25 protein-coding genes are annotated in these 25,840 nt (G+C 62.0%); 16 read left to right on the forward strand and 9 right to left on the reverse strand.

Annotated features, from left to right (window positions below; genetic code table 11):
* Nucleotides 1-28 precede the first annotated feature (28 nt).
* The 6 genes from kdpF (at nucleotide 29) to M0808_RS07515 (ending at nucleotide 8,210) form a co-directional block, all read left to right on the forward strand.
* Nucleotides 29-118: a K(+)-transporting ATPase subunit F gene (gene kdpF, locus M0808_RS07490; RefSeq protein WP_007963673.1), complete on the forward strand. Its 90-nt coding sequence runs from the start codon at nucleotides 29-31 to the stop codon at nucleotides 116-118.
* 8 nt (nucleotides 119-126) lie between these two features.
* A complete protein-coding gene (kdpA, locus tag M0808_RS07495; RefSeq protein ID WP_027612451.1) occupies nucleotides 127-1,821 on the forward strand; it encodes a potassium-transporting ATPase subunit KdpA in 1,695 nt (564 codons plus the stop codon).
* A 10-nt stretch (nucleotides 1,822-1,831) separates the two neighbouring features.
* Complete coding sequence (gene kdpB, locus M0808_RS07500; protein ID WP_247840540.1) at nucleotides 1,832-3,895, forward strand: potassium-transporting ATPase subunit KdpB; 2,064 nt, start codon at nucleotides 1,832-1,834, stop codon at nucleotides 3,893-3,895.
* A gap of 243 nt (nucleotides 3,896-4,138) precedes the next feature.
* Nucleotides 4,139-4,684 (forward strand): potassium-transporting ATPase subunit KdpC, encoded by a 546-nt coding sequence (gene kdpC / locus M0808_RS07505; protein WP_097088328.1) that lies wholly within the window; start codon nucleotides 4,139-4,141, stop codon nucleotides 4,682-4,684.
* Between the two features lie 127 nt (nucleotides 4,685-4,811).
* Nucleotides 4,812-7,463, forward strand: coding sequence for a sensor histidine kinase KdpD (locus M0808_RS07510; protein WP_247840542.1), 2,652 nt, complete (start codon nucleotides 4,812-4,814; stop codon nucleotides 7,461-7,463).
* A 48-nt stretch (nucleotides 7,464-7,511) separates the two neighbouring features.
* Nucleotides 7,512-8,210: a response regulator gene (locus M0808_RS07515; RefSeq protein ID WP_007963684.1), complete on the forward strand. Its 699-nt coding sequence runs from the start codon at nucleotides 7,512-7,514 to the stop codon at nucleotides 8,208-8,210.
* Nucleotides 8,211-8,352: 142 nt separating this feature from the next.
* Here M0808_RS07515 and M0808_RS07520 read toward each other — a convergent pair whose 3' ends face one another.
* Entirely contained in the window at nucleotides 8,353-9,390 is a 1,038-nt protein-coding gene (locus M0808_RS07520; RefSeq protein WP_247840544.1) for a patatin-like phospholipase family protein, read from the reverse strand.
* 217 nt (nucleotides 9,391-9,607) lie between these two features.
* On the opposite strand from M0808_RS07520, the gene M0808_RS07525 reads away from it, so the two are divergent.
* From M0808_RS07525 to M0808_RS07535, 3 genes are all read left to right on the forward strand, one after another.
* The gene (locus M0808_RS07525) at nucleotides 9,608-9,886 is read left to right on the forward strand and encodes a hypothetical protein (protein WP_007963692.1); all 279 of its coding nucleotides are present in this window, start codon (nucleotides 9,608-9,610) and stop codon (nucleotides 9,884-9,886) included.
* Between the two features lie 79 nt (nucleotides 9,887-9,965).
* Nucleotides 9,966-10,733 (forward strand): CHAD domain-containing protein, encoded by a 768-nt coding sequence (locus M0808_RS07530; protein WP_247840546.1) that lies wholly within the window; start codon nucleotides 9,966-9,968, stop codon nucleotides 10,731-10,733.
* Nucleotides 10,734-10,959: 226 nt separating this feature from the next.
* A complete protein-coding gene (locus tag M0808_RS07535) occupies nucleotides 10,960-11,754 on the forward strand; it encodes an acyl-CoA thioesterase domain-containing protein (protein WP_247840548.1) in 795 nt (264 codons plus the stop codon).
* A 5-nt stretch (nucleotides 11,755-11,759) separates the two neighbouring features.
* On the opposite strand, the gene M0808_RS07540 is transcribed toward M0808_RS07535, so the two are convergent.
* From M0808_RS07540 to M0808_RS07550, 3 genes are all read right to left on the reverse strand, one after another.
* Nucleotides 11,760-12,125 carry an Mpo1-like protein gene (locus tag M0808_RS07540; protein ID WP_027612458.1) on the reverse strand — a complete coding sequence of 122 codons (366 nt, stop codon included), beginning with the start codon at nucleotides 12,123-12,125 and terminating at the stop codon, nucleotides 11,760-11,762.
* A 213-nt stretch (nucleotides 12,126-12,338) separates the two neighbouring features.
* Nucleotides 12,339-13,820: a methyl-accepting chemotaxis protein gene (locus tag M0808_RS07545; protein ID WP_247840551.1), complete on the reverse strand. Its 1,482-nt coding sequence runs from the start codon at nucleotides 13,818-13,820 to the stop codon at nucleotides 12,339-12,341.
* A gap of 213 nt (nucleotides 13,821-14,033) precedes the next feature.
* Nucleotides 14,034-14,840 carry a TatD family hydrolase gene (locus M0808_RS07550; RefSeq protein WP_134787025.1) on the reverse strand — a complete coding sequence of 269 codons (807 nt, stop codon included), beginning with the start codon at nucleotides 14,838-14,840 and terminating at the stop codon, nucleotides 14,034-14,036.
* 235 nt (nucleotides 14,841-15,075) lie between these two features.
* On the opposite strand from M0808_RS07550, the gene M0808_RS07555 reads away from it, so the two are divergent.
* From M0808_RS07555 to M0808_RS07565, 3 genes are all read left to right on the forward strand, one after another.
* Nucleotides 15,076-16,497 (forward strand): transglycosylase SLT domain-containing protein, encoded by a 1,422-nt coding sequence (locus M0808_RS07555; protein WP_247840553.1) that lies wholly within the window; start codon nucleotides 15,076-15,078, stop codon nucleotides 16,495-16,497.
* 108 nt (nucleotides 16,498-16,605) lie between these two features.
* Nucleotides 16,606-17,040, forward strand: a complete 435-nt coding sequence (locus M0808_RS07560) for a DoxX family protein (protein WP_007964771.1) — start codon at nucleotides 16,606-16,608, stop codon at nucleotides 17,038-17,040.
* A gap of 248 nt (nucleotides 17,041-17,288) precedes the next feature.
* The gene (locus M0808_RS07565) at nucleotides 17,289-17,597 is read left to right on the forward strand and encodes a hypothetical protein (RefSeq protein WP_003226820.1); all 309 of its coding nucleotides are present in this window, start codon (nucleotides 17,289-17,291) and stop codon (nucleotides 17,595-17,597) included.
* 5 nt (nucleotides 17,598-17,602) lie between these two features.
* On the opposite strand, the gene greB is transcribed toward M0808_RS07565, so the two are convergent.
* From greB to M0808_RS07580, 3 genes are read right to left on the reverse strand one after another with little or no spacing between them, the layout of a single operon-like run.
* The gene (gene greB / locus M0808_RS07570; RefSeq protein ID WP_016770885.1) at nucleotides 17,603-18,100 is read right to left on the reverse strand and encodes a transcription elongation factor GreB; all 498 of its coding nucleotides are present in this window, start codon (nucleotides 18,098-18,100) and stop codon (nucleotides 17,603-17,605) included.
* Nucleotides 18,101-18,134: 34 nt separating this feature from the next.
* Nucleotides 18,135-20,639 (reverse strand): ABC transporter permease, encoded by a 2,505-nt coding sequence (locus M0808_RS07575; RefSeq protein ID WP_247840555.1) that lies wholly within the window; start codon nucleotides 20,637-20,639, stop codon nucleotides 18,135-18,137.
* A complete protein-coding gene (locus M0808_RS07580; protein WP_007964778.1) occupies nucleotides 20,639-21,322 on the reverse strand; it encodes an ABC transporter ATP-binding protein in 684 nt (227 codons plus the stop codon). Before M0808_RS07580 ends, M0808_RS07575 begins: the two co-directional genes overlap by 1 nt.
* Before the next feature lie 10 nt (nucleotides 21,323-21,332).
* Between M0808_RS07580 and M0808_RS07585 the strand changes: the two genes are divergently transcribed.
* The 3 genes from M0808_RS07585 (at nucleotide 21,333) to M0808_RS07595 (ending at nucleotide 23,397) form a co-directional block, all read left to right on the forward strand.
* Nucleotides 21,333-21,938 (forward strand): arylesterase, encoded by a 606-nt coding sequence (locus M0808_RS07585; protein ID WP_247840556.1) that lies wholly within the window; start codon nucleotides 21,333-21,335, stop codon nucleotides 21,936-21,938.
* 57 nt (nucleotides 21,939-21,995) lie between these two features.
* Nucleotides 21,996-22,289: a hypothetical protein gene (locus tag M0808_RS07590; RefSeq protein ID WP_003226812.1), complete on the forward strand. Its 294-nt coding sequence runs from the start codon at nucleotides 21,996-21,998 to the stop codon at nucleotides 22,287-22,289.
* A 136-nt stretch (nucleotides 22,290-22,425) separates the two neighbouring features.
* Nucleotides 22,426-23,397, forward strand: a complete 972-nt coding sequence (locus tag M0808_RS07595; protein WP_027613458.1) for a L,D-transpeptidase family protein — start codon at nucleotides 22,426-22,428, stop codon at nucleotides 23,395-23,397.
* Nucleotides 23,398-23,519: 122 nt separating this feature from the next.
* Here the strand turns inward: M0808_RS07595 and oprI are convergent, their stop codons facing one another.
* Nucleotides 23,520-23,771 (reverse strand): outer membrane lipoprotei OprI, encoded by a 252-nt coding sequence (gene oprI / locus M0808_RS07600; RefSeq protein ID WP_025113130.1) that lies wholly within the window; start codon nucleotides 23,769-23,771, stop codon nucleotides 23,520-23,522.
* 635 nt (nucleotides 23,772-24,406) lie between these two features.
* On the opposite strand from oprI, the gene M0808_RS07605 reads away from it, so the two are divergent.
* Nucleotides 24,407-24,688, forward strand: coding sequence for a GNAT family N-acetyltransferase (locus M0808_RS07605; protein WP_003226804.1), 282 nt, complete (start codon nucleotides 24,407-24,409; stop codon nucleotides 24,686-24,688).
* A gap of 60 nt (nucleotides 24,689-24,748) precedes the next feature.
* Here M0808_RS07605 and M0808_RS07610 read toward each other — a convergent pair whose 3' ends face one another.
* Complete coding sequence (locus M0808_RS07610; RefSeq protein WP_027613457.1) at nucleotides 24,749-25,825, reverse strand: 3-deoxy-7-phosphoheptulonate synthase; 1,077 nt, start codon at nucleotides 25,823-25,825, stop codon at nucleotides 24,749-24,751.
* Between the last annotated feature and the right edge of the window lie 15 nt (nucleotides 25,826-25,840).

The following is a 25,840-nucleotide window of genomic DNA, read 5'->3' on the forward strand; positions in this document are numbered from 1 at the left end:
GCAATACGCCGTAAAACGGAGATCTTCCATGAGCGTTCTGGACGGGGTGTCCCTGCTGTTGGCAGCCGGGCTGTTCATTTATCTGTTGGTTGCGCTGTTGCGCGCGGACCGGAACTAGGAGCGGCTATGCACAGTTATGACTATTGGCTGATCCTCGCGTTTTTTGCGGTGGTCTTGCTGCCGGCGCCGTTCCTCGGGCGCTTTTACTACAAGGTGATGGAAGGTCAGCGCACCTGGCTGACGCCGATTCTCGGCCCGGTCGAGCGCGGTTGCTATCGGATTGCCGGGGTTGATCCGCAGGCTGAGCAGAGCTGGCAGAAGTACACGCTGGCCTTGCTCGCGTTCAATCTCGCCGGTTTCCTGCTGTTGTTCGCGATCCTGTTGTTTCAGGATCACCTGCCGCTGAACCCGCAAAACCTGCCGGGCCAGGAATGGACCCAGGCGTTCAACACCGCGGTCAGCTTCATGACCAACACCAACTGGCAGTCCTACAGTGGTGAAGCGACCCTCAGCTATCTGAGCCAGATGGTCGGTCTCACCGTGCAGAACTTTGTCAGCGCCGCCACCGGTCTCGCCGTGCTGGTTGCGCTGTGCCGTGGCATCGGTCGCAAGTCGACCAAGACCCTGGGCAACTTCTGGGTCGACATGACCCGCGCCACTCTCTACGGCCTGCTGCCGCTGTGCCTGCTGCTGGCGCTGTACCTCGTCTGGCAGGGCGTGCCGCAGACCTTCGCGCAATACGTCAATGCCGTAACCATGCAGGGCGTAGATCAGGTCATCCCCCTTGGCCCGGCGGCCAGCCAGATTGCGATCAAGCAACTGGGTACCAACGGCGGTGGCTTCTTCGGTGTCAACTCGGCGCATCCGTTCGAGAACCCGACCGCGTGGAGCAACCTGTTCGAACTCGCGTCGATCATTCTGATTCCGGTAGCGCTGGTGTTCACCTTCGGTCATTACGTGAAAGACCAGCGTCAGAGCCGCGCGATCATCGCCTGCATGCTCGCACTGTTCCTGATCGGCGGCGCGACTTCGCTGTGGGCCGAATATCAGCCCAACCCGGCGCTGAACAATGTCGCGGTCGAACAGACCGCGCCGCTGGAAGGCAAGGAAGCACGCTTCGGTACCACCGCCACCGTGCTGTGGTCGGTGACCACCACCGCAGCGTCGAACGGTTCGGTCAACGGCATGCACGACAGCCTCAACCCGCTTAGCGGCATGGTGGCGCTGGTCAACATGATGGTCGGCGAAGTGATCTTCGGCGGCGTCGGTGCCGGGCTCTACGGCATGTTGCTCAACGTGCTGATCGCGGTGTTCCTCGCCGGCCTGATGATTGGCCGCACCCCGGAATACCTGGGCAAGAAATTGCAGGCGCGGGAAGTGCAATTGCTGGTGGTGACCTTGCTGGTGATGCCGGTGGGCGTGCTGGTACTCGGCGCCATCGCGGCGGCTCTGCCTGGCCCGGCGGCGACCATCAGCAACCCCGGCCCGCACGGTTTCAGCCAGTTGCTCTATGCCTACACCTCGGCCAGCGCGAACAACGGTTCGGCGTTCGGTGGCCTGAGCGCCAACACGCCGTTCCACAACCTGATGCTCGGTCTGGGCATGTTGATCGGTCGCTTCGGTTACATCCTGCCGGTACTGGCCCTGGCCGGCAGCCTGGCGATGAAGAAAACCGCACCGATCGGCCAGAACAGCTTCCCGACCCACGGCCCGCTGTTCGTGACCCTGTTGACCGTGACCATTTTGCTGGTGGGCGGCCTGACCTTCCTGCCGACTCTGGCGCTCGGTCCGATTGCTGAACACTTGAGCATGGGCTTCTAAGGAATCGATCATGAATATGCATGTTCCTGCAAAACCTGCGGTGCCGACCCAGTCGGCAGAAGCACCGAAAACCGCGATCTCGGCCCTGTGGCGTCCGGCGCTGGTGCAAGCCTTCGTCAAGCTCGACCCGCGCCAACTGGTGCGTTCGCCAGTGATGCTGGTGGTCGAACTGACGGCGATTTTCACCACCGTGCTGTGCTTCATCCCGGACAATGTCGTGCCGACGTTCGTCGCCGCGCAGATTGCCCTGTGGCTGTGGTTCACCGTGCTGTTCGCCAACTTCGCCGAGGCCTTGGCCGAAGGTCGCGGCAAGGCCCGCGCCGACAGCCTCAAGGCTGGCAGTGAAGGCCTCAGCGCGCGGCGCAAACTGGCCAACGGCAGCTTCCAGGTGGTGCCTGCCGCCAGCCTGCGCAAAGGTGACGTGGTGCGCGTTGAAGCGGGGGAGATGATCCCCGGTGACGGCGAAGTCATCGAAGGGATTGCTGCGGTCAACGAAGCGGCGATCACCGGTGAATCGGCGCCGGTGATTCGCGAGTCCGGTGGCGATCGCTCGGCGGTCACTGGCAACACGCGCCTGGTGTCCGACTGGTTGTTGGTGAAGATCACCGCCAACCCCGGTGAATCGACCCTCGATCGCATGATCGCCCTGGTCGAAGGCGCCAAGCGCCAGAAGACCCCGAACGAAGTCGCGCTGGATATCCTGCTGATCGGCCTGACCCTGATCTTCCTGCTGGTGGTGGTGACCCTGCAGCCGTTCGCCCACTTCGCCAACGGCAACCTGCCGCTGGTGTTCCTGGTGGCGCTGCTGGTCACGCTGATTCCGACCACCATCGGTGGCCTGTTGTCCGCCATCGGTATTGCCGGGATGGATCGTCTGGTACGCCTGAACGTGATCGCCAAATCCGGTCGCGCCGTGGAGGCGGCCGGTGACGTGCACGTGCTGCTGCTGGACAAGACCGGCACCATCACTTTCGGTAACCGCCGTTGCAGCGCGGTGTATGCGGCGCCGGGTGTGAATGGTCGCGAACTGGCCGAAGGCGCGTTGTTTGCCTCGCTGGCGGACGAAACCGCCGAAGGCAAATCCATCGTCGAGTACCTGCGCGGTCTGCATCCGCAAACCGAGCCGGCACTGGATACGTTGACTGCCGTGCCGTTCAGTGCGGAAACCCGCTTGTCTGGTGTCGACTATCAGGGCCGCGTGTACCGCAAGGGCGCAGTCGATTCGCTGCTGTCGTTCCTCGGTCAACAACGCTCCGATCTGGCCCCGGCGCTGTCGCGGGAAATCGACAAGATCGCGCAGAGCGGCGGCACGCCGTTGCTGGTCTGCGCTGACGGCAAGCTGCTGGGTGCGATTCACTTGAAGGACGTGGTCAAGCCAGGCATTCGCGAGCGTTTCGCCGAGCTGCGCAAACTGGGGATTCGCACGGTGATGGTCACCGGCGACAACCCGTTGACCGCTGCGGCCATCGCGGCTGAAGCGGGCGTCGATGACGTGCTCGCCGAGGCCACCCCGGAGAAAAAACTCGCACGTATCCGTCTCGAACAGAACGACGGTCGTCTGGTCGCCATGTGCGGCGACGGTGCCAACGATGCCCCGGCGCTGGCCCAGGCTGACGTCGGCATGGCGATGAACGACGGCACGCAAGCCGCACGCGAAGCAGCCAACATGGTCGACCTCGACAGCGACCCGACCAAGCTGCTGGACGTGGTACAGATCGGCAAGGAATTGCTGGTGACCCGTGGTGCGCTGACGACTTTCTCCATCGCCAACGACGTCGCCAAGTACTTCGCGATTCTGCCGGCGCTGTTCGCCGCGATCTACCCGCAACTGGGCGTGCTGAACATCATGCACTTGACCAGTCCGCAGAGCGCGATCCTCTCGGCGATCGTCTTCAACGCCTTGATCATCGTCGTGCTGATTCCACTGGCACTGCGTGGCGTACGCGTACAGGCAGCGAGTGCCGCGGCACTGCTGCGGCGCAACCTGCTGATCTACGGACTGGGCGGGATTCTGGTGCCGTTCGTGGGGATCAAGGCGATCGACATGCTGCTCACGGCTTTGCATTTGGTTTGAGGTTGGAAGAGCCCCTCACCCTAACCCTCCCGAAACGTCGGACCGCCCGTAGGGAGAGGGGACTGATCGAGGTGTTTGTAAGAGGCGTACCGACCTGGGATAGCGAGACAAACTCAGGTCTGGAAAAGCGCAGAGATCGGCTCCCTTTCTCCTCGCCCCCTTGGGGGAGAGGGCTGGGGTGAGGGGGAAAAGATCTCCTTGGTACCCCGCAAAAGTTTGCCCAACGAATTCGAGGATTTTGCAATGTCCACAATGATACGTCCGGCCCTGAGCCTGCTGGTGCTGATGACCCTGATCACCGGCGTGGCCTATCCACTGGTGGTGACCGGTGTTGCGCAGGTCGCTTTCCCTGAACAGGCCAACGGCAGCCTGGTGCACGACGCCGATGGCAAGGTGCGCGGCTCGTCGTTGATCGCCCAAGATTTCGTCGGTGATGCGTGGTTCCATCCGCGCCCTTCGGCGGGCGCCTTTGCCACCGTGTCCAGCAGCGCCAGCAACCTCGCGCCGAGCAATCCGGCGCTGGCCACGCGGGTGATCGACGACGCCAACAAGTTGCAGGTGCCCGGCCAGGGGCCGGTGCCCTTGGCGTTGCTGACCACCTCCGGCAGCGGCCTCGATCCGCACTTGCCACCGGCGGCAATTGCCTATCAACTGGCGCGTGTCGCGCAAGCGCGCAACTTGCCGGTGGCGACCTTGCAGCAACTGCTCGATGCGCACATCGAACAGCCGCTGGTGGGGCCGCCGGTGGTGAACGTGCTGGAGCTGAACATGGCGCTGGAAAAACTGTAATTCTGCGGCGCGGCCATTCGCGAGCAAGCTCGCTCCCACAAGAGCAACACTGAACCTGTGGGAGCGAGCTTGCTCGCGAAGAGGCCACAACTGGCAACACATAAACATCTGACTGAAGAGATCAAGCATGAGCGACTCCGGCCGCGCCGACGCGCTGTTAGCAGACCTGCCCCGCGACGGCCGTGGCCGGCTGAAGATTTTCCTCGGCGCCGCCCCCGGGGTCGGCAAGACCTACGCCATGCTCCAGGCCGCGCACACGCAATTGCGCCAGGGCGTGAAAATCATTGCCGGTGTCGTCGAAACCCATGGTCGTGCGGAAACCGAAGCGCTGCTCGGCGGTTTGCCGCAGCAGCCGCTGGTGCGCTCGGAATACCGTGGCGTGATGCTCGAAGAAATGGACCTCGACGGCTTGCTCGCGGCCAAACCCAAGCTGGTGCTGGTGGACGAACTGGCGCACACCAACGCCCCCGGCAGCCGACATGCCAAGCGCTGGCAGGACATTCAGGAACTGCTCGCCGCCGGCATCGACGTCTACACCACGGTCAACGTCCAGCACCTGGAAAGTCTCAACGATCAGGTGCGCGGCATCACCGGCGTGCAGGTGCGCGAAACCCTGCCGGACTGGGTGCTGCAGGAAGCCTACGAACTGCTGCTGATCGACCTGCCGCCGCGTGAATTGCTGGAGCGTCTGCGCGAAGGCAAGGTCTACGTGCCGGAGCAGGCGCGGGCGGCGATCGATGCGTTTTTCACCCAGACCAACCTCACCGCGCTGCGTGAACTGGCAATGCAAACGGCGGCCGCGCAGGTCGATAACGATCTCGCTCAAGGCTATCGCCAACTCGGCCAGGCGGCTCCGGCGGTGCGCGGACGTTTGCTGGTCGGCGTCGATGGCGATGCGCATGCCGAACGCCTGGTGCGTCACGCCAGCCGCGTGGCCCAGCGCCGGCATTTGCCGTGGAGTCTGGTGCATGTCGACAACGGCACAGTGCGCGACGAGCAATCGCGCCTGCGCCTGCAAAATGCCCAGCAACTGGCCGAACGGCTCGGCGGCGAAGTGGTGTTGTTACGCGCCGGTGAAGTGGCGAAAACCCTGATTCAGCATGCTGCCGAACGCCGGGCGAGTCTGCTGCTGGTCGGCCAGTCGCGGCCGAGTCTGCGCCGTCGCCTGTTCGGTGGCGGGCTCGCCGCGCGTTTGCTGCGCCAGGCCCACGGCCTGGAAATCAACGTCCTCGACAACGACCATGAACACCCGCAACAGCGCCTGCGAACCACGCCGACGCTGGTCTGGTTCGACTATCTGTTGGCGCTGGTTGCCACGCTGTTGGCCAGTGCCCTGGCGTGGGCGGTATCGAGTATTTTGCCGCTGCCAAACATCTCGCTGGTGTTCCTCGCGGCGGTGCTGCTGGTGGCGGTGCGCAGCAGTCTGGGCCCGGCGCTGGCCTGCGCGGCATTGTCGTTTCTGACTTACGACTTCCTGTTCATCCCGCCGAATTTTTCCTTCGCCATCCAGCGCGAAGAAGATGTTCTGACCTTGCTGTTCTTCCTGCTGATGGCGGCGCTCACTGGTAACCTCGCGGCGCGTCAGCGGCGGCAGTTGCAGGCGTTGCGCGACACGCAGGAAGAGACCACGGAGCTGCTCGATCTGTCGCGCAAACTGACTGCGGCGACGGATCGTCAGGCGGTGATCAGCGCCGCCGCGCAGCACCTCAACGGCTGGAGCGATCTGCAATTGTGCCTGCTCAACCGCGACGGGCAGGGCGGCTGGAAAGTCGAGACCGGCGGGCCGCTGGAATTCAGCGAATCGGAACGCGCCGCCGCCGACTGGGCCTGGCAGCACGATCAACCGGCGGGCATGAGCACCGGCACGCTGCCATTCGGTCGCTGGTGGTGGTGGCCGCTGTCGGTGGAAGACGGGCCGCTGGCGCTGCTCGGGGTCTGCGCCAAAGAGGGCCAGACCTTGAGCGGCCAGCGTCGACGCCTGCTCACCGCGTTGAGTCAGCCACTGGCTCAGGCACTGGCGCGGGCGCAACTGGCGGACGATCTGGAAGCCGCGCGCCTGCACGGTGAAACCGAGCAGTTGCGCAGTGCGCTGCTGGCCTCGGTATCGCATGATCTGCGCACACCGCTGACCGCCATGCGCGGCAGCATCGACAGCCTGCTGGCCCTCGGCGAAGCCATTCCGCTGGAGGATCGCCGCGAGTTGCTCGAAGGCACCCGCGACGAAGCCGAACGCCTCGACCGCTACATTCAGAACCTGCTGGACATGACCCGCCTCGGCCATGGTGCATTGAAGCTCGCGCGCGACTGGGTAGCGCCGGCGGACATCGTCGGCAGTTCGCTCAATCGCCTGCGTGCGGTGCTCGCGCCGTTGCAGGTCAGCACCGATGTGCCGTCCGAGTTGCCGCTGCTGTTCGTGCATGCGGCGCTGATCGAGCAGGCGTTGGTCAATGTGCTGGAAAACGCCGCACGCTTCTCGCCGCCACACGGGCGTTTGCAATTGAGTGCTGGTGCCAATAACGAAGAGATCTTCTTCACGGTCAGCGACGAAGGCCCGGGGATTCCCGAAGAGGAGCGGGCGAAGATTTTCGACATGTTCTACACCGCCGCTCGTGGCGATCGCGGCGGGCAGGGCACCGGTCTGGGGCTGGCGATCTGTCAGGGCATGGTCGGCGCGCATGGCGGCCGGATCAGCGTCGCCGACGGCATCGACGGGCGCGGCACCAGCATCACCCTGCACCTGCCGTTGCAGACGCAACCGGGGATGGACAATGAAGCCTGATCGCGACTGCGCTACTCTCTTGCCAATCTTTTGTGTTGATGTGAATTCATGAGCCAGACCGCGACCATTTTGGTCATCGATGACGAACCGCAGATCCGTAAATTCCTGCGCATCAGCCTCGCCTCACAAGGCTACAAAGTGCTCGAGGCCGGCACCGGCGCCGAGGGGCTGGCCCAGGCGGCGCTGAACAAGCCCGACTTGCTGGTGCTCGACCTCGGCCTGCCGGACATGGACGGCCAGCAGGTGCTGCGCGAGTTTCGCGAGTGGGCCACCGCGCCGGTGCTGGTGCTTTCGGTGCGCGCCAGCGAAGGGCAGAAAGTCCAGGCGCTGGATGGCGGCGCCAATGATTACGTGACCAAGCCGTTCGGCATTCAGGAATTCCTCGCCCGGGTCCGTGCGCTGTTGCGTCAGGCACCGGCCGGCGAGGCCCAGCAAGCGGCGCTGACGTTCGGCCCGTTGACCGTGGACCTCGCCTATCGACGAGTGCTGCTCGACGGTGCCGAAGTGGCGCTGACCCGCAAGGAATATGCGGTGCTGGCGCAACTGGCACGGCATCCGGGCCGGGTGATCACCCAGCAGCAATTGCTCAAGGATATCTGGGGGCCGACGCATACCGAGGACAGTCACTACTTGCGGATTGTGGTCGGGCATTTGCGTCAGAAGCTGGCGGATGATCCGACGCGGCCGCGGTTTATTGTGACGGAGGCTGGGGTTGGGTATCGGCTGTTGAGTGAGAACAGCCTGTAGGTTTTGGGGTGGCTGAGCTGACGCCTTCGCGAGCAAGCCCGCTCCCACAGGGTTCTTCGGTGTGATTGAAATTTTGTGTTTCACACCGGCCACTGTGGGAGCGGGCTTGCTCGCGAAGAGGCCCTGACAGCCAGCCGTGATTTCAGCCCTGCTCACTCTCATACCGATCCAGCGTATCCCGCGCAATCTCCCGCCCCAGCGCGATCAGTTCCGGCGCCTTGTAGAACTCGAAAAACCGGCACACGCGCTTCGGCACGTTGATCAGGATGTCCGGCGGATAGCCGGCGATCTTGTATTGCGCCAACGAGGTCTGCATCACCTCGAAACTCTGGTTGATCAGGTCCAACAGTGACGCCGGCCCGACGTTGTCGATGATGAAAGAACCGGTGGCGGACTTCGGCGCGCCTTCGCGCTCGGGTGCCGCTGCCGGTTGCTGACTTTCCGGTTCGCTGCCTTCCAGCCATGGGTTGATGTCCGCCGCCTCCGAGCGCAGCGCTTCCTGTTCCAGCAACAGCAACTGTTCGGCCTGTTTGCGGCGGAACGGCATCTTCGAACCCAGCGAACTGAGCAAACTGTCGAAGCGCGAACGAAAGGCTGGCGGGCGCTGAATCACCGGCAATTTGTAGTGGCGCTGGTTGGTCGCGTTGAGGTTGACCGCGATGATCAGGTCGCAGTGGCTGGAGACCACCGGAACGATCGGCAACGGGTTGAGAATGCCGCCGTCCACCAGCATCCGGTTGCCCTGCATCACCGGGGTGAACAGGCTGGGAATCGCCGCCGAGGCGCGCATCGCCTGATGCAGACAGCCTTCCTGAAACCAGATTTCCTGCTGGTTGGTCAGGTCGGCGGCGACGGCGGTGTAGGGAATGCGCAGGTCTTCGATATTGATCTCGCCGACGATCTTGCGGATCTGCCCGAAGACCTTTTCGCCACGTATCGCCCCGAGGCGAAAACTCACGTCTACCAGCCGCAGCACGTCCAGATAATCGAGGGTTTCGATCCAGGTGCGGTACTCGTCGAGTTTGCCTGCGGCATAGATCCCGCCGACCACCGCGCCCATCGAACAACCGGCAATGCAGGCAATGTCGTAACCGCGTCTTTCGATCTCCTCAATGACTCCGATATGGGCGTAGCCCCGGGCGCCTCCGGAGCCCAGCACCAGTGCGACACGCTTTTTCATCAAGCTTCCTCCCCGACAAGGCTTCACAATGCACCCATCCGGGGGCGGGCGACAATCGCCAGGGTCGTTGGGGGCAGCCGGGGCGTCGTTTTTTCGATACTCCGTGACCACTCGGCGCTATGCTCTGGTCACCGCAGATTCATGGGGCGCCAAGGCACTTTTCCCGCGCCGCAACGTCTTACCTGCACGACTGTTGACCTATTTTGAGGTGTGAGTGATGAAAGCCTGGATCTGTGTGCCGTTGATCGCGCTGGCATTGGCCGGTTGCGCTGGCAAGACTGCTTATCGCGACAGCTGCGGCAGTCAGCTCGATGCGGCGTGGCATGAGCTGGACCTGGCCAAGGCCGAAGGTTTCGCCGGCACGGTCAGCTACTCCAAGGCGCTGTCGCTGCTGACGGCGGCCAAGACTCAGCAGCAATTCGAAGGCTTTGAAGGCTGCAGCAACAAGGCCGAGAAAGCCCGTTTCTATATTCGCGAATCCCGCGCCGGACGCTAAGCTGCTGACTTGACGCAAGGATGCGCCTGCCTTCTCACGGCAGACTCATCCTTCAAGCCATGTGAATCAGGAGCAAGGGATGTCTGCGTTGGTGGATCGGTTGGTGGCTCATGTCCTGAGTCTGGAAGTGCGATTGCTGGCCTGTCAGGCGCGCCTGACTGCGCGTACTGACCCCGAGGCGCTGCACGACTTGCGCACCACGGTGCGGCGCTTGCGCAGCCTGTTGCGACCCTTGCGTGGTTTGCCCGGAGTCGAGCAACTGGAAGGTGCCGCCTCGGCGGTCGGTCAGTTGACCACCCCGTGGCGCGATCGCGAGGTACTGGCGGCGTACCTGCTCAAGCATGATCAACCGCAAGCGGCGCAGCGACGCATGGCGCAAATGGACGAAGCCTATCCAGCATTGGCAGCGAGCGCCGAAGTCGCTTCGCTGCTGATCATCCTCGACGCTTTCCCGCGTTTCTTGCGTGCCTCCGAGCGTCAGGGGCTGCTCAAGGGCCTGGGCAAACGCATCGAAAAACGCCTGCACAAACAATGGAAGAAACTCGACGAGGCGCTGCACGATCCGGCCCACGACCGCCATCGTCTGCGCTTGCTGATCAAGCGCGTGCGGTATGGCATCGAAGCCTATCCGGAACTGGATCGCCTGCCTGAGCCGGCGCTGGAGCGGCTGAAGTCGGCGCAGGGCGCGCTGGGTGACTGGCACGATTGCTGGCAGTGGCTGGCGCGGGCCGAACTGGAAAGCGATCTGCAACCCTGCGTCGCGACCTGGCAGGCGGGCCTGATCAAGGCTGAAGCCAAGGCCGATCGGGTGCTGGAAAAACTCAGTTCAAGCTGCTTCAAATCCTGAATCCACTCAGATCCCCTGTGGGAGCTGGCTTGCTCGCGAAAGCGGTGTGTCAGTCACAGATGTGTCTACTGATACACCGCTTTCGCGAGCGAGCCCGCTCCCACATTCGATTATCTTCCTGACCTTAAGGCCTTTCTGTCCGTCCATTTGACCGGAATAGACGCTGCGGCGCTCTGCCATGCTGGTTAAGATCGCTGCATTCCTTTTTTCGCTTGCCGAGGTTGTCATGCGCTTTTCCGATCTGATCGAGGCGGTTCGTCGCCAGCCAGAAGTGACCATTCCTGCCGAGTGGGGTCAGGGTCGGGCCAGTTTTGGTGGCCTGGTGGCGGCGTTGCAATACGAGACCATGCGCGCGAATGTGCCGGCGGAGCGCCCGGTGCGTTCGTTGGCGATCACCTTTGTCGGCCCGGTCGAACCGGAAGTCCCGGTGAGCTTCGAAGTCGATGTGTTGCGCGAAGGCAAAGCGGTCAGCCAAGTGCTGGGCCGGGCTGTGCAGAACGGTCAGGTAGTGACGATCGTGCAGGGCAGCTTTGGTGCTTCGCGACCTTCGGAAGTCGCAGTCGAGGCCTATCCGGCAGCTGAAATGAAACACTGGGAAGAATGCCAGGAGTTGCCGTACATCAAGGGCGTGACCCCGGAGTTCATGCGCCATCTGGCGATGCGCTGGAGTGTCGGCGGCATGCCTTTCACCGGGAACACTTCGCGGCAGATGGGCGGCTGGGTGCGCTTGCGTGGCGATGTGAAGGAAGAGCCGGTCAATGAGGCGCATCTGCTGGCGCTGGTGGATGCGTGGCCACCGGCCTTGTTGCCGTACCTGAAGAAACCGGCACCGGGCAGCACGCTGACCTGGACTATTGAATTCGTGCAGCCGTTACGCGAGTTGAGCACGCTGGACTGGTGCAAATACTTGGCAGACATCGAATACGCCGCCGACGGCTATGGCCATGTCGCCGCCAAGCTGTGGAGCGCGGAGGGAGAGTTGATCGCCATGAGTCGGCAGACCGTGACGATTTTTGTCTGAGTCACTCAATGCCGACGGTGGCGCTCCCGCCAGGCGCGCCACCAGCCGCCGCTGAGAAAGAACCGCGGAAAGGTCAGAAACTGCTCGACCAGCAAGCGCGACACGGCATCTTTACGATCACTGAACGGCTCGGAGGCTTGCGCCTCCAGGCTGTGGCCGTGGCGCTGCAGACCCAGCGCCGCGACGATACCGATCACACCGATGGCAATACTGGCCAGACTCAAGCTGAACACGCCGGACACGATCAACAGAAATGCAACGATGAACAGCGGCACGGCAATCAGGTGCAGCACCAGATTGGTCGGATGCTGGTGATTGTTCGGGTACGCGCGCCATTGCCACGCGGGAAGATTGGGGTGACGTTTGCCCATGTTGACTACTCCTCGATCCATGTTGAACACATGCTTGAAGAATAGTCCGGGGCGGGTGGGGCGGCGAATCAAGGTTGGCTATGGTGGTGATAGGCGTCATCGCCGGACTCGATGTTGATTCGGCTGACGCTTTCGCGAGCAAGCCCGCTCCCACAAGGGATTGGTGTACGCCACGGATCCCCTGTGGGAGCGAGCTTGCTCGCGAAGGCGTCGTTAGAGTTTCAACTGACCAATGGCCTTGTTGAGTTCCCCGGCCAATGTCGCCAACTCATTGCTGGTAGTCGCCGAATCCACGGTCTGTTGCACGGTGTTTTCGGTCACATCACGAATGCTCACCACCGCCCGATTCATCTCTTCCGCGACCTGACTCTGCTGCTCGGCCGCCACGGCGATCTGGGTGTTGCTTTCACGCATCTGCGCCACCGCGCCGGTGATTTCCGCCAGCGCCTCGCCCGCCTCCTGCGCCTGCTGCACGCAGTCGTCGGCCTTGTACGAACTCTCCTGCATGAAGTCCACCGCATCGCGGGTGCCGGCCTGCAGCGCCGAAACCATGGTGGTGATTTCATCGGTGGAGGTCTGCACGCGCTTGGCGAGATTGCGCACCTCGTCGGCGACCACCGCAAAACCGCGGCCCATCTCGCCGGCACGGGCTGCTTCGATGGCGGCGTTCAGCGCCAGCAGGTTGGTTTGCTCGGCGATGCTGTGAATCACACTGACTACGCCGTTGATCTTCTGGCTGTCTTCGGCCAGGCGCTGGATCATTTCCGCAGTCTGCTGCACGCCGCTGGAGAGTCCGGCAATCGACTGCTGCACGCGGCTGACCACTTGCTGGCCGCTGCCCGCGAGGCCATCGGCAGTCTGCGACAGATCGCGGGTGGCGCCGGCGTGCTGGGCGATGTGATAAACCGTGGCAGTCATTTCATTGATTGCGGTGGCGGCCTGATCGGTCTCGCTCTGTTGACCGAGCATGCCGTGGCGCACTTCGTTCATGCTTGCTGCCAGACGCGCAGCGCCGACGTCGAGTTGCCGCGCGGTGTTGGCGACCGTGGTGACCACGCGCTGATAACCGGCCTGCATCGCGTTGAACGCATTGGCCATTTGCCCGACTTCGTCCTTGCAGGCCAGCGGCACGCGGGCCGAGAGATCACCGCTCTTCTCGACATGCAGCATCACGTCTTTCAAGGTGTTGAGCTGACTGAGCAGGAAGCGGATCAGCAGTTGCGAAGCGCCGAGCATGGCCAGCATCAGGATGAACACCGCCACCGCGTAGTTGGCAAAACGATCACTGAACACTTGCGCCAGACTTGGGCCATAGGCGATGACCGCGACTTGCTCGCCGTCGCCACGACTGAACACTTCAGCGCCCAGCAGCGGGTTGCTGCCGAACAGCGGCAGATGATTGATCTCGTTCCAGCCGTTGCTATCGCTGATCTCCAGCAGCGGTTGATCTTTGAGGCGCGGCGCTTCCCCGCGTTTGAAGGTCAGCACCTGATCGGCCTTGGGCAGCGCCTGCCCAGCCGGCCACGCCTTGAGCAATTGTGCCTGGGCCTGAGCGGAAGCCTGTGAGGCGTGACTGCGGGCCTGCTGCTCAAGCTGCACGGCATACAGCACCAGCAGCAGGGTGGTGACGAAAGCGACCGCATTGACCGCCCAGAATTTGTATTTCAGCGAGATATTGCTAAGCCAGGCACCCATGGAGGTCTTCTCTGATAGCGGAAACAGTTTTGGCAAGGTGCCAGCATTGTGCCGCTATGCAGATCTGAAGATCTTGATACAGGTCAACAGGTTCTACGCTGAGCCCCTTTGTGGGAGCGGGCTTGCTCGCGAATGCGGTGGTTCAGTTAATTAACAATGACTGACACACCGCCTTCGCGAGCAAGCCCGCTCCCACAGGGGGATTCTGGCGTGTCAGGGCAGGGCGGGGAGGTTGAAGAACGCGCGGGCACACGCCGTTGTGTGCGCAGCCAGATCTTCCTCGGTCTCGCCCCGATGCAGCGCCACTTCGCGCAGCACCTCGGTCAGATACGCTGGCTCATTACGGCCGTTCTTCGGCTTTGGGCGCAAGGTGCGCGGTAGCAGGTACGGCGCGTCGCTTTCGAGCATCAGTCGTCCGCGCTTGATCTCCTTGACCAGCGGGTGCAGATGCGTGCCACGGCGCTCGTCGCAGATCCAGCCGGTGATGCCGATGTGCAGGTCCAGATCCAGGTAGCTGAACAAGGCTTTTTGCTCGCCGGTAAAGCAGTGCACCACGGCGGCGGGCAGTTGATCGCGGAAGTCCCTGAGGATTTCCAGCAGACGCTGACTGGCATCCCGCTCATGCAGGAACACCGGCAATTGCAGTTCTACTGCCAGCGCCAGATGTTCTTCGAGGACTTTTTCCTGTTGCGGGCGCGGCGAGAAATCACGGTTGAAATCCAGTCCGCATTCACCCACTGCGACCACGTTTTGCTCTTGCAGCAGGCTGCGCAAACGGCGCGCGCTGTCCGCGTTCCAGTCACTGGCCGAATGCGGGTGAATGCCAGCGGTGGCAAACAGCCGCTGGCCGCTTTGATCCAGTTGCCGGCAGAGCTCCAGCGCCTGCTCGCTACTCTCGACGCTGGTGCCGGTCAGCACCAGTTGGCAGACCCCTGCAGCGTAGGCGCGGTCGAGCACGGCCTGATGTTTTTCGGCGAAACTGGGGTTGGTCAGGTTGACGCCGATATCGATGAGTTGCATGGTTCTACCTCGGGCCGAAGGCCGGAAAGCATACCAGAGCTGTAGATTTATAAGAAAAGCCAAGAACTACAACGAGTTATAGCTGTCTTTTGATGCCGTGACGTAGCCCGGGTTGGCAGCAAAGCCATCACTGTGCCAGTCTCTCGCACTTTGCCAGCGCTCCAGGCGCTCTGTTTTCGTCGGCGATTTCGACCGTTCAGCGGTGAAATCACCCCGCATTCTTTCCGGAGAGTGGATGCATCGTCCCTCGGTTTTGCTCCTGTTGTGCGCGTCACTGCTGCTGCCGATAACGGCGGTTGCGCGCTTGCCCGGGCCACAGCAAGCCGTGCCGGCCGCCAAGGTTCGTGACCTGTCGGAGATCCGCAGCAGTCGAGTGTTGCGCGTGCTGGTCAATCAGAGTCGCAACAGTTCCGGTGAAGTCCAGGGTCAGGCCATCGGCGTCGAATACCATCGCCTGCGTGCCTTCGAGCAATACCTCAATGGCCACGCCCGCGATGGTCAGGAAATTACCCTCAAGATCATTCCCAAAGCCAAGGATCAGCTGCTCGGCGCGTTGCAGCGTGGTGAAGGAGATCTGGTCGCGCCCGGCGAGCTGCTTGATCTGCAACCCGGCCACGCGGTGGCCAGCAGTGAGCCGATCGCCAGCAACGTGCCGCTGGTGCTGGTCGGCATCAAAGGCGAGCGCCGTTACACCAAGGTCGAGCAGCTTTCCGGCAAAACCCTGGCCTTGCCCACCGGCAGCGCGGCGGGGGAGGCGGTCAGCCAGCTCAATCAGAAACTGGCGTTGCACAAACTGGCGCCGATCAAGATCGAATGGGTCGATCCGACGCTGGCGGTCGAGGACGTGCTGGAGATGGTGCAGGGCGGGATTTTCCACCTGACCGTCGTCGAGCAACCGATCGCCGAGCGTTGGGGCAAGATCCTGCCCAAGCTGCGTTTCGACCGACAATTGATGATCAGCGAGCCGGGTGAGGAATACTGGTTCGTGCGCCGTGATGCCTCGATGCTGCGGGCGAGCATCGATCGTTTCCTGGGCGGCTACAGGAAGCCGGCGAACGAGGATGCAGAGTTTCTGCGGATTTATCGACGGCTCTATCAAGTGCATTATCCGTTGGCCAAGGCTGACCGCCAGCGTCTGGAGAAACTGCGCCCGACCCTGCAAAAACACGCCGACGCGCAGAGCATGGACTGGCTGAATCTGGCGGCGCTGGCCTTCAAGGAGTCAGCCCTGCAACCCAGCGCCCGCAGCGGCAGTGGTCCGACCGGGTTGATGCAGATTACCCCGTCCGCGGCGCAGCGAGTCGGTGTGAGCAACATCCAGAATCTCGATGCGAATGTGCAGGCCGGGGCCAAGTACCTGGCGATGATTCGCCGCAAGTTTTTCAACAGTCCGAAACTCAATGAGCGCGAGCGCATGGCGTTCACCCTGGCGGCCTACAACATCGGCCCGGAGCGGGTGCAAGGCATGCGCGCCGAGGCGCGCCGGCGCGGGCTGAATCCGAACCAGTGGTTCTTTCAGGTCGAGCGCATCGCCATGGAGCAGGTGGGCATGGGCCCCGTCAGCTATGTTAATAGCGTGAACAAGTATTACCTGGCGTTCGACCGGGAGCGGGAGTCGCTGGAGCCCCGGGGACAGAAAGTCGCTTCACGGAAATGATCTAATAAGTTGATTGTTATGGCGGAATAATTGCGCTTTTAACATGAATTTAACTGATTAATATAGCGGCCAATCCCAACACACTTCTCGCAAAACAAGGAATGCCCCATGAGCTCTCTGATCAACAAGGTTCTGTTCACTCGTGCCGGTTACGGCCTGACCATTCTGCGTATCGCGGTCGGCGTGATCTTCGCCGCCCACGGTTCGCAAAAACTGTTTGGTCTGTTCGGTGGTTACGGTCTGGCGGGCACCGCGCAATACATGGACAGCATCGGTCTGCACCCGGGTTATCTGATGGCCACGCTGGCCGGCGGTACCGAGTTCTTCGCCGGTCTGGCGCTGATCATCGGCCTGCTGGTGCGCCCGGCGGCGCTGGGTCTGACCTTCCTGTCGCTGGTGGCGATCTTCACCGTACACATCAGCAACGGTCTGTTCATGGCCAACAACGGTTACGAGTTCGCCCTGGCGCTGCTCGGTGGCAGCCTCGCGGTGATGATCGAAGGCGCCGGCAAGCTGTCGGTGGATCGCGCCATCGCCGGTTGAGCGCTCTGGCTCAAGCAAAAGGCCCGCATTGTGCGGGCCTTTTTTGTTGCGGCCGATTCTTGACACTCATCGGTCACGTTATCTAGGATGTTGCTCATGCGCCGATTTAAACAGCTACTTGCGGGGCGCCAGGTGACTCAGACAGTTGCCGTCAGAAGCCGGAACAGGGCTTCGAAATACCGCTAAAGCGCTGGTTCGGTGTTGCCTCTCACCTGCCATGCAGACTTTTGAGGCAGAGACACGACACGATGAATGCACTACGCCCTCCAGCACGTCCCGCGCCGATCACGGCACATATCACCCAGCGCAACCCGAAAATCCTGCTTGGCGGCAAACATCAGCCGACGCTGTTGCGTTATCTCGATGGCTGGCCACGTCGCAGCGGCGGTCCTGCCGCGTTCCTGATCCAGTTCGTTGAAGATGGCGAGTCGCTGGCGCGGTTTGCCAGTGACAGTTTTGACCTGGCGGTGATTCAGGCACCGAGCGCTGAAGACGCTCCGGAAATGATCAAGCAACTGACCCGCGTTGCGCGGCAGGGTTTGATCACCCGCCGCTGAAACGCTCAGGGATATTCGATCGCCACGATATAGACAAACTGCTCACCGGTTGGCGTCTGTACCCGGACTTCGGCGTCCAGCGCCTTGCCGATCAAGGCGCGGGCCAGTGGTGAGTCGATGCTGATCAGACCCAGTTTCAGATCCAGTTCATCCGGACCGACGATGCGGTAGCGCGACTGCTTGCCGTCTTCGTCCTCGATGGTGACCCAGGCGCCGAAGTAGACCTTGTTCGGATCGCTGGGTTTTTCGCTGACGACCTTCAGTGCTTCGAGACGCTTGGTGAGAAATCGCACGCGGCTGTCGATCTCGCGCAGCATTTTCTTGCCGTAGGTGTACTCGGCGTTTTCCGAACGATCACCCTGCGCCGCTGCTTCGCTGACCGCTTGCGTTACCTGCGGGCGGCGCACATGCCACAGCTCATGGAATTCGGCGCGCATCCGCGCTTCACCTTCAGGGGTGATCAGCGCGGTGCCGGCGGTGCGGGGAGGGCGATAACGGCTCATGGCAACTTCTTGTGGTGACTAAGGCTGGAGTCTATCAACCCTCGCGCAAGACTGTCAGCGGGCTCGCATTCAATGCCCGACGCGTGCCGAACACGCCGGCACCACCAATCAGCGCGGCGCCAATCAATGGCAGCATCAGCAACCACGGATGCGGATGCCATGGCAGATCGAATGCATAGCGATACAACACCAGACTCACCACTTCCGAACCGATGGCCGCGAGCCAGCCGCTGACCGCACCGAGCAAGCCGAACTCGATGCGCCGCGCCTTGATCAGCAACTGCCGTTGCGCGCCCAGCGCACGCAGCAGCGCACCTTGGCGAATGCGTTCATCCAGGGTTGCCTGCAAGCCGGAGAACAGCACGGCCATCCCCGCCGCCAACACAAACAACAACACGTATTCCACCGCCAGGGTGACCTGGGCGAGGATGCTGCGCAGCTGTTCGAGCAGGGCTTCGACCTGAAGGATGGTCACCGCCGGGAATGCCCGCGACAGCTCGACGATCTGCTGATCGTGACCGGGGGCCAGATAGAAACTGGTCAGGTAAGTCGCCGGCAGATCCTTCAGGGTGCCGGGCTGGAAGATCATGAAGAAGTTCGGCTGGAAGTTGTCCCAGTTGATCTCGCGCAGGCTGGTGACTTTCGCTTCACGATTGACCCCGCCGACGCTGAACACCATGTGATCGCCGAGTTTGAGCTTGAGGCTTTCGGCGACTTTACCTTCAACCGACACGCCCGGTACGTCGTCCGAGGGTTGCCCGGTCCACCACGTACCGGCGGTGAGCTTGTTACCGGCCGGCAGGTCGGCGGCCCAGGTCAGGCTCAAGTCACGTTGCACGGCACGGTCGCCGGCCGAATCCTTGCTGACGATCTGCTGCACCGGTTCGCCGTTGATGCTGATCAGCCGTCCCGGCACCACCGGGTACAGCGGCGCCGCCTGCGCGGACACCTTGATCAAGTGATCGGTGAAGGCCTGTTTGTCCGCCGGCAGGATGTTCAGGGCGAAGTAGTTGGGGGCGTTTTTCGGTAACTGGTTTTGCCAGGTGTCGAGCAGCTCGCCACGCAGCAGGGCGATCAGCGCCATCGACAGCAGGATCAAACCGAACGCCAGCGCCTGACCGGCAGCGGCCAGTGGATGACGCAGCAGCTGCCCCAGGCCGAGACGCCACGGCAGCGGCGCGCGGGCGAGCATTCGGCGCAGGCTGTTGAGCAACAACAGCAGCAAGCCACCCAGCACCAGCGCAGCGACCACGCCACCGCCAAGCAGAGCGAAGGTCAGCAGCAGATCCAGACTCAGGCGCCACATGATCAGGCCCAGCGCACCCAGCGCTGCGCCATAAACCATCCAGGTGCTCGACGGAATCGGCAGCATGTCGCGACGCAATACGCGCAGCGGTGGCACCCGGCCCAGCGCGGCAAGCGGTGGAAGGGCGAAACCGGCCAGTGCCACCAGCCCGGTGCCGATCCCGGCGAGCGCCGGAAACAGGCCGCCCGGTGGCACATCGGCGGGTAGCAGATCATGCAACAGAGCGAACAGTCCCAGTTGCGCCAGCCAGCCGAGCACGGCACCACTGAAGGCGGCGAACAGGCCCAGCACGGTCAGCTGAATACTGAACAGCGCCATGGTTTCCCGGCGCGACAGCCCGAGGCAGCGCAACAGCGCACTGGCATCGAAGCGGCGGCTGGCGAAGCGGTTGGCCGATAACGCTACGGCCACGCCGGCCAGCAACACCGCGACCAGACTGGCCATGTTCAGATAACGCTCGGCCTTGCCCAGTGCACCGCCAATCTGCCGGTTGCCGTCGCGCGCATCCTGTATGCGCTGATTGGCGGCCAGACCGGGTTTGAGCAGTTGTCGGTAGGTTTCCAGCGCCTGCGGTTCGCCGCGCCACAGTTCGCGATAACTCACGCGGCTGCCGGGTTGCACTACGCCGGTGGCGGCGAGGTCGTCGAGGTTGATCATCACCCGAGGCGTGAGGCTGTAGAAGTTGCCGGCGCGATCCGGCTCGTAAGTCAGCACGCGGGTCAGCTTCAAGGTTTTCATGCCGACGTCGATGCTGTCGCCGATCTTCAGATCCAGCGCAGTCAGCAGACGAGCTTCAACCCACGCTTCACCGGGTTGCGGCTCGCCGCCCGAGGTTTCAGCGGCAAACGGGGCCGGGGCACTTTTCAGCTCGCCGCGCAGCGGGTAGGCGCGGTCGACGGCTTTGATGCTCGATAACTGAATGCCATTGTCGGTGGCAATGACGCTGGAAAACTCCACCACCTGCGCATGATTCAAGCGCAGCTCGGTGCCGCTGCGGATCTGTTCGTCGCGGGCCGGCGAGCTGCCCTCAAGCACCAGGTCGGCGCCAAGGAACTCGGTGGCGCGCAGCATCATCGCACCGTTGAGGCGGGCGCCGAAGTAGCCGATGGCAGTACTCGCCGCGACCGCCACGACCAAGGCAAAAAACAACACGCGCAATTCGCCGGCGCGGGCATCGCGCATGAGTTGACGTAGGGCGAGACTGAACAGACGCAACAGCGGCAGACGTGCCATCAAGGCTCCAGAGGGGCAACCAGCAGCCCGGCTTCAAGTCGGATCAGGCGCCGGCAGCGATGGGCCAGGCGTTCGTCGTGGGTCACCAGCACGAGGGTGGTGCCGCGTTCCTTGTTCAGTTCGAACAGCAAGTCGCTGATGCGCTCGCCGGTGTGGCTGTCGAGGTTGCCGGTGGGTTCGTCGGCGAACAGCACGTCCGGCTCGGCAGCGAAAGCCCGGGCAATCGCCACGCGCTGTTGTTCGCCGCCGGAGAGCTGGCGCGGCGAGTGCGTCAGGCGCTGGCCGAGACCGACCCGTTGCAGCAGTTCGGTGGCGCGTTCGCGGGCGTCTTTGCGGCCATCGAGTTCCAGCGGCAGCATGACGTTTTCCAGGGCGTTGAGGCTGTCCAGCAACTGGAAGGACTGAAAGACGAAACCCACGTGTTCGGCACGGATTCGCGCGCGCTGGTCTTCGTCGAGATTGCTCAGGCCTTGCCCCGCGAGGATGACTTCGCCGCTGCTTGGCAGGTCGAGGCCGGCGAGCAGGCCGAGCAGGGTGGATTTGCCGGAACCGGACGCGCCGACGATGGCCAGGCTGTCGCCCTGGTTCAGTTCCAGGCTGAGTTCGTGCAGGATAGTCAGTTCACCTTCCGCGCTGGGAACCACTTTGCTGAGGTTCTTCGCGGTGAGAATGCTTGCGCCCATGGAGAATCCGATGCGTGTTTGGTTTTTGAGTGCTGGCCTGGCCTTGATGTGCATGGCCCAGAACGCAGCGGCGGGTACTGTCCTGATCGTTGGCGATAGTATCAGCGCCGGTTTCGGACTGGATACCCGCCTGGGGTGGGTATCGCTGCTCGAGCAACGGCTCAAGCAGGAGGGTTTTGACGACAAAGTGGTCAATGCCTCCATCAGCGGCGACACCAGTGCCGGAGGCCAGGCACGCCTGCCGGCGCTGCTTGCAGAGCACAAGCCGGAACTGGTGATCCTCGAATTGGGGGGCAACGACGGCCTGCGCGGAATGCCGCCAACGCAATTGCAACAAAACCTTGCGGCGATGATCGACAGCTCGCGTCAGAGTGGCGCCAAGGTGTTGCTGCTGGGCATGCAATTGCCGCCCAACTACGGCAAGCGTTACTCCGATGCCTTTGCCGAGGTCTACGGCAAACTCGCCGACGATAAAAAAATCCCGCTGGTGCCGTTTTTCCTCGACGGCGTGGGTGGGCATCCCGAGCTGATGCAGGCCGATGGTCTGCACCCGGCCGCCGGGGCTCAGGGCAAGTTGCTGGAAAATGTCTGGCCGACGCTAAAACCGCTGTTATGAGGCTTTTCTAGTGGCAGGCTTTCGGCTAATGTGGCGCCCCCTTATTTGGAGCCCCCGATGCCGCGTCCTGCCTGGTCCCTGTTTGCCTACCAACTGATCGAGCCTGACGAACAGCTGGATCTGTTCGCCTGCCAGGAAGTGCGGGTGCATCTGGTGACCCGTCAGCTCGAACTCGGTGGCTCGGCAGATCGCACGTTGTGTGGCAGTCTGCTGCCGGCACAACCGCGTTGGTCGAGTGTGGATCGTCGGGTGTTTCAGGATCAGCGTCTGTGTTCGTTGTGCCGGGCGATTCTCGAGTCGCAAAAGCGCGGCACCTCGCCGATCTGGCCTGAGTTGCGTTTCGAACTCTAGGATCAACAAATCGCAGCCTGCGACAGCTCCTACATGAAGACTTCTGGCTGGCCATCGGCGCATCTCCCCGAATTCCCGAGGTGCGGTGTACAATCGCGCTCTTATACCCTTGTTGATCATGCGAAGGATTTTCCGGATGTTGCCGCGCTTTCCTGCCGTCACCCGCTGCCTGTCACTTGCCGCCCTGTGTGTGGCCGGTCCCGTTGCTGCATTGGAGTTTCCCCTGCCACCACCCGGTGAGGACATCATCGGCCAGGTGCAGGTGATCAAGGCCAAATACGAAGACACCTTCGCTGACCTGGGCACCAAGTACGACCTGGGCTATTCGGAAATGGTCGCGGCCAACCCGGGCGTCGATGCCTGGCTGCCGGGCGCCGGTACTGAAATCGTCCTGCCGACCCGGTTCATTCTGCCGCCGGGTCCACGCGAAGGCATCGTGATCAACCTCGCCGAGTACCGCCTCTACTACTACCCGAAAGGCCGGAACGTGGTGTACACCTTCCCGCTGGGGATCGGGCGTGAAGGTTGGGGCTCGCCAATCGCGCACACCTCGATCACAGCCAAGACGCCGAACCCGACCTGGACCCCTCCGGCGTCGATCAAGGCCGAGCACGCCGCCGACGGTGATCCGCTGCCGAACGTGGTACCGGCCGGCCCGGACAACCCGCTGGGGCCGTTCAAGTTCACCCTGGGCACTCCGGGCTACCTGATCCACGGTTCGAACAAGAAGTTCGGCATCGGCATGCGCACCAGCCACGGCTGCTTCCGCATGTTCAACAACAACGTGCTGGAAATGGCGGCCATGGTGCCGGTCGGCACTTCGGTGCGCATTCTCAACGATGCGTACAAGTTCGGCAGCAGTGGCGGCAAGGTCTATCTGGAAGCGCACACACCCATCGATGACAAGGGCAACCCGTCGGTGGTCGACAAGCACACTGCAGTGATCAATGCGATGCTCAAGCGCGAAGATGTCACCAACAACCTGCGCGTGAACTGGGATGTCGTGCGTGATGTGGTAGCGGCCGAAGATGGCCTGCCAACTGAAATCGGCACACCGAATACCTCGGCGCCGATGGTCTCGAACACCCCGATCGACCTGCAGCAGTAAGTCGATCAAAACCCGCAGGCGCGTGCAGCGTCGGCGGGTTTTTTATTGCCCGGGGGAAAGTACCGGCAATAAAAAAGCCGACCCAAAAAATGGGTCGGCTTGATAACAATCCCGAGGGATTATTACTTGCGGCTAGCTTTGTCCAGCATACGCAGAGCACGCTCGTTAGCTTCGTCAGCAGTCTGTTGTGCTTTTTGAGCAGCAGCCAGAGCTTCATCAGCTTTACGGTATGCTTCGTCTGCACGAGCTTGAGCGCGAGCAGCTGCGTCTTCAGTAGCGGTCAGACGTGCTTCGGTTTCTTTCGATGCGCTGCTGCAACCGGTAGCCAGAACTGCGGCCAGAGCCAGAGCAGAGAATTTCAGAACGTTGTTCATCGTGTTCCCCTTCAAGGACTTTCAATTAAGTGGCTTTCTCCTCCGATTGAGGAAATAGCCGGCGTACATACTACCCATTACTTGTAGTAAGTAAACTGACGGAGCGCAAGAAGCAAAAAAAATTGTAGGCGTTGATTCTTTTTCGAGCAACTTTTAACCGGGCTGTATAAAAAATATCCAGCTGCAGGCCCCGGCCTGAGCGTGTTAATGAGAAAAAGTTCCCGTTGTCCGGTGCTGTTTCTGCGTCTTGCACCAAGTCTGCCTAGATGAATTCGTCTACACTTTTGTTCCGATTTTGCATGACACCTCACATATCTTTGTCGCTCTTGAGGTGACTTTAAAGAAGAGGCTGCGTCTTAAGTCTCGACATCCGGCAATGTTCAGGCGAGTGCCTGGGGAAGATCGTCCCCGCGCCTGCCACTACGCCCATCGGAGTCACCCGTTCAACGAGCATGATGACGAGCGCACCTTGAGCATTTTCGCCAATGGTGCCTACTATTTATGACGTGCTCGATTGCGCGAGACCGGTGTGGTTTTTCTCGGTGTCCATCAGGCACGGGGTGGCGTAGATGTTCCTTCGCCGGAAAAACATCGGTAAGGTAGGGGTCAGAATTCGAGACCCGCGAGGAGTAGTGATGAGCGAGGCGTTGTCCATCCACCATGACCAGGCTGGTCATCAGTTCGAGACCAATGTGGACGGTCATCGTGCCTACCTGACCTATATGGATCTGGGGAAACAGACCCTGGATATCTATCGCACCTTCGTGCCCAACGCCTTGCGCGGCCGTGGCATTGCCGCAGCGCTGACCGAAAGCGCGCTGCAGTACGCCGAAGAAATGGGCTACACGGTGATCCCGTCATGCTCCTACGTCGAGCGCTACATGGAACGTCATCAGCGCCGCGCCGCCAAGATCTGAATCGCACACACGAAAACGCCGGGCAATGCCCGGCGTTTTTTTATGCCCGTGAAACGCTGATCAGCTGCGCTGACGTTTCGGCAGAACATCCTTGAGCTTGGCGTGCATGCCGCGCAGGGTGTTCTCGGTGGCGGACCAGTCGATGCAGGCATCGGTGATCGACACGCCGTATTGCAGGTCGGCGAGGTCTTTCGGGATGGCCTGGCAGCCCCAGTTCAGGTGACTCTCGACCATCAGGCCGATGATCGACTGGTTGCCTTCGAGGATCTGGTTGGCGACGTTCTCCATCACCAGCGGTTGCAAGGCCGGGTCCTTGTTGGAGTTGGCGTGGCTGCAATCAACCATGATGTTCGGTTTGATCTTCGCCTTGTTCAGCGCCTGCTCGCACAGGGCGACGCTGACCGAATCGTAGTTCGGCTTGCCGTTGCCGCCACGCAGCACCACGTGACCGTAGGCGTTGCCCTTGGTGGTGACGATCGACACGCCACCTTCCTGGTTGATCCCCAGGAAACGGTGCGGGCTGGACACCGACTGCAGGGCGTTGATCGCCACGGTCAGGCCGCCGTCGGTACCGTTCTTGAAGCCGACAGCCGAGGACAGACCGGAAGCCATTTCACGGTGGGTCTGGGATTCGGTAGTGCGTGCGCCGATGGCCGACCAGCTGATCAGGTCCTGCAGATACTGCGGGGAGATCGGGTCGAGGGCTTCGGTGGCGGTCGGCAGGCCTTTCTCGGCCAGGTCCAGCAGCAACTGGCGACCGATATGCAGACCGTCTTGAATCTTGAACGAGTCATCCAGGTACGGATCGTTGATCAGGCCTTTCCAGCCAACGGTGGTTCGTGGCTTCTCGAAATACACGCGCATGACCAGATACAGGGTGTCGGAGACTTCCTCCGCCAGCACCTTGAGGCGATCGGCGTATTCGTGGGCAGCCTTGATATCGTGGATCGAGCACGGGCCGATCACTACGAACAGACGGTGGTCGGTGCCATCAAGAATGTTGCGAATGACTTCGCGGCCCTTGGTGACGGTGCGCAGCGCAGCATCGCTCAGAGGGATATCACGCTTGAGCTGATCGGGAGTGATCAGGGTCTCGTTAGAGGCGACGTTTAGGTCGTTGATCGGTAAATCAGCCATCGTTTACTCGTCAGG

Source organism: Pseudomonas sp. MWU12-3103b (genome assembly GCF_023100615.1).
Classification (GTDB): Bacteria; Pseudomonadota; Gammaproteobacteria; order Pseudomonadales; family Pseudomonadaceae; genus Aquipseudomonas; species Aquipseudomonas putida_A.

Bases quoted from the DNA above. Each gene is read 5' to 3' on its own strand.
- M0808_RS07605 (WP_003226804.1), top strand. From the start codon at position 24,407: ATGAGCGAGGCGTTGTCCATCCACCATGACCAGGCTGGTCATCAGTTC.
- kdpC (WP_097088328.1), top strand. From the start codon at position 4,139: ATGTCCACAATGATACGTCCGGCCCTGAGCCTGCTGGTGCTGATGACC.
- M0808_RS07520 (WP_247840544.1), bottom strand. From the start codon at position 9,390: ATGAAAAAGCGTGTCGCACTGGTGCTGGGCTCCGGAGGCGCCCGGGGC.
- M0808_RS07555 (WP_247840553.1), top strand. From the start codon at position 15,076: ATGCATCGTCCCTCGGTTTTGCTCCTGTTGTGCGCGTCACTGCTGCTG.
- M0808_RS07590 (WP_003226812.1), top strand. From the start codon at position 21,996: ATGCCGCGTCCTGCCTGGTCCCTGTTTGCCTACCAACTGATCGAGCCT.
- M0808_RS07595 (WP_027613458.1), top strand. From the start codon at position 22,426: ATGTTGCCGCGCTTTCCTGCCGTCACCCGCTGCCTGTCACTTGCCGCC.
- kdpF (WP_007963673.1), top strand. From the start codon at position 29: ATGAGCGTTCTGGACGGGGTGTCCCTGCTGTTGGCAGCCGGGCTGTTC.
- M0808_RS07580 (WP_007964778.1), bottom strand. From the start codon at position 21,322: ATGGGCGCAAGCATTCTCACCGCGAAGAACCTCAGCAAAGTGGTTCCC.
- M0808_RS07565 (WP_003226820.1), top strand. From the start codon at position 17,289: ATGAATGCACTACGCCCTCCAGCACGTCCCGCGCCGATCACGGCACAT.
- M0808_RS07585 (WP_247840556.1), top strand. From the start codon at position 21,333: ATGCGTGTTTGGTTTTTGAGTGCTGGCCTGGCCTTGATGTGCATGGCC.
- M0808_RS07525 (WP_007963692.1), top strand. From the start codon at position 9,608: ATGAAAGCCTGGATCTGTGTGCCGTTGATCGCGCTGGCATTGGCCGGT.
- M0808_RS07515 (WP_007963684.1), top strand. From the start codon at position 7,512: ATGAGCCAGACCGCGACCATTTTGGTCATCGATGACGAACCGCAGATC.
- kdpA (WP_027612451.1), top strand. From the start codon at position 127: ATGCACAGTTATGACTATTGGCTGATCCTCGCGTTTTTTGCGGTGGTC.
- M0808_RS07530 (WP_247840546.1), top strand. From the start codon at position 9,966: ATGTCTGCGTTGGTGGATCGGTTGGTGGCTCATGTCCTGAGTCTGGAA.
- M0808_RS07540 (WP_027612458.1), bottom strand. From the start codon at position 12,125: ATGGGCAAACGTCACCCCAATCTTCCCGCGTGGCAATGGCGCGCGTAC.
- M0808_RS07545 (WP_247840551.1), bottom strand. From the start codon at position 13,820: ATGGGTGCCTGGCTTAGCAATATCTCGCTGAAATACAAATTCTGGGCG.
- greB (WP_016770885.1), bottom strand. From the start codon at position 18,100: ATGAGCCGTTATCGCCCTCCCCGCACCGCCGGCACCGCGCTGATCACC.
- M0808_RS07560 (WP_007964771.1), top strand. From the start codon at position 16,606: ATGAGCTCTCTGATCAACAAGGTTCTGTTCACTCGTGCCGGTTACGGC.
- M0808_RS07535 (WP_247840548.1), top strand. From the start codon at position 10,960: ATGCGCTTTTCCGATCTGATCGAGGCGGTTCGTCGCCAGCCAGAAGTG.
- M0808_RS07575 (WP_247840555.1), bottom strand. From the start codon at position 20,639: ATGGCACGTCTGCCGCTGTTGCGTCTGTTCAGTCTCGCCCTACGTCAA.
- oprI (WP_025113130.1), bottom strand. From the start codon at position 23,771: ATGAACAACGTTCTGAAATTCTCTGCTCTGGCTCTGGCCGCAGTTCTG.
- M0808_RS07550 (WP_134787025.1), bottom strand. From the start codon at position 14,840: ATGCAACTCATCGATATCGGCGTCAACCTGACCAACCCCAGTTTCGCC.
- kdpB (WP_247840540.1), top strand. From the start codon at position 1,832: ATGAATATGCATGTTCCTGCAAAACCTGCGGTGCCGACCCAGTCGGCA.
- M0808_RS07610 (WP_027613457.1), bottom strand. From the start codon at position 25,825: ATGGCTGATTTACCGATCAACGACCTAAACGTCGCCTCTAACGAGACC.
- M0808_RS07510 (WP_247840542.1), top strand. From the start codon at position 4,812: ATGAGCGACTCCGGCCGCGCCGACGCGCTGTTAGCAGACCTGCCCCGC.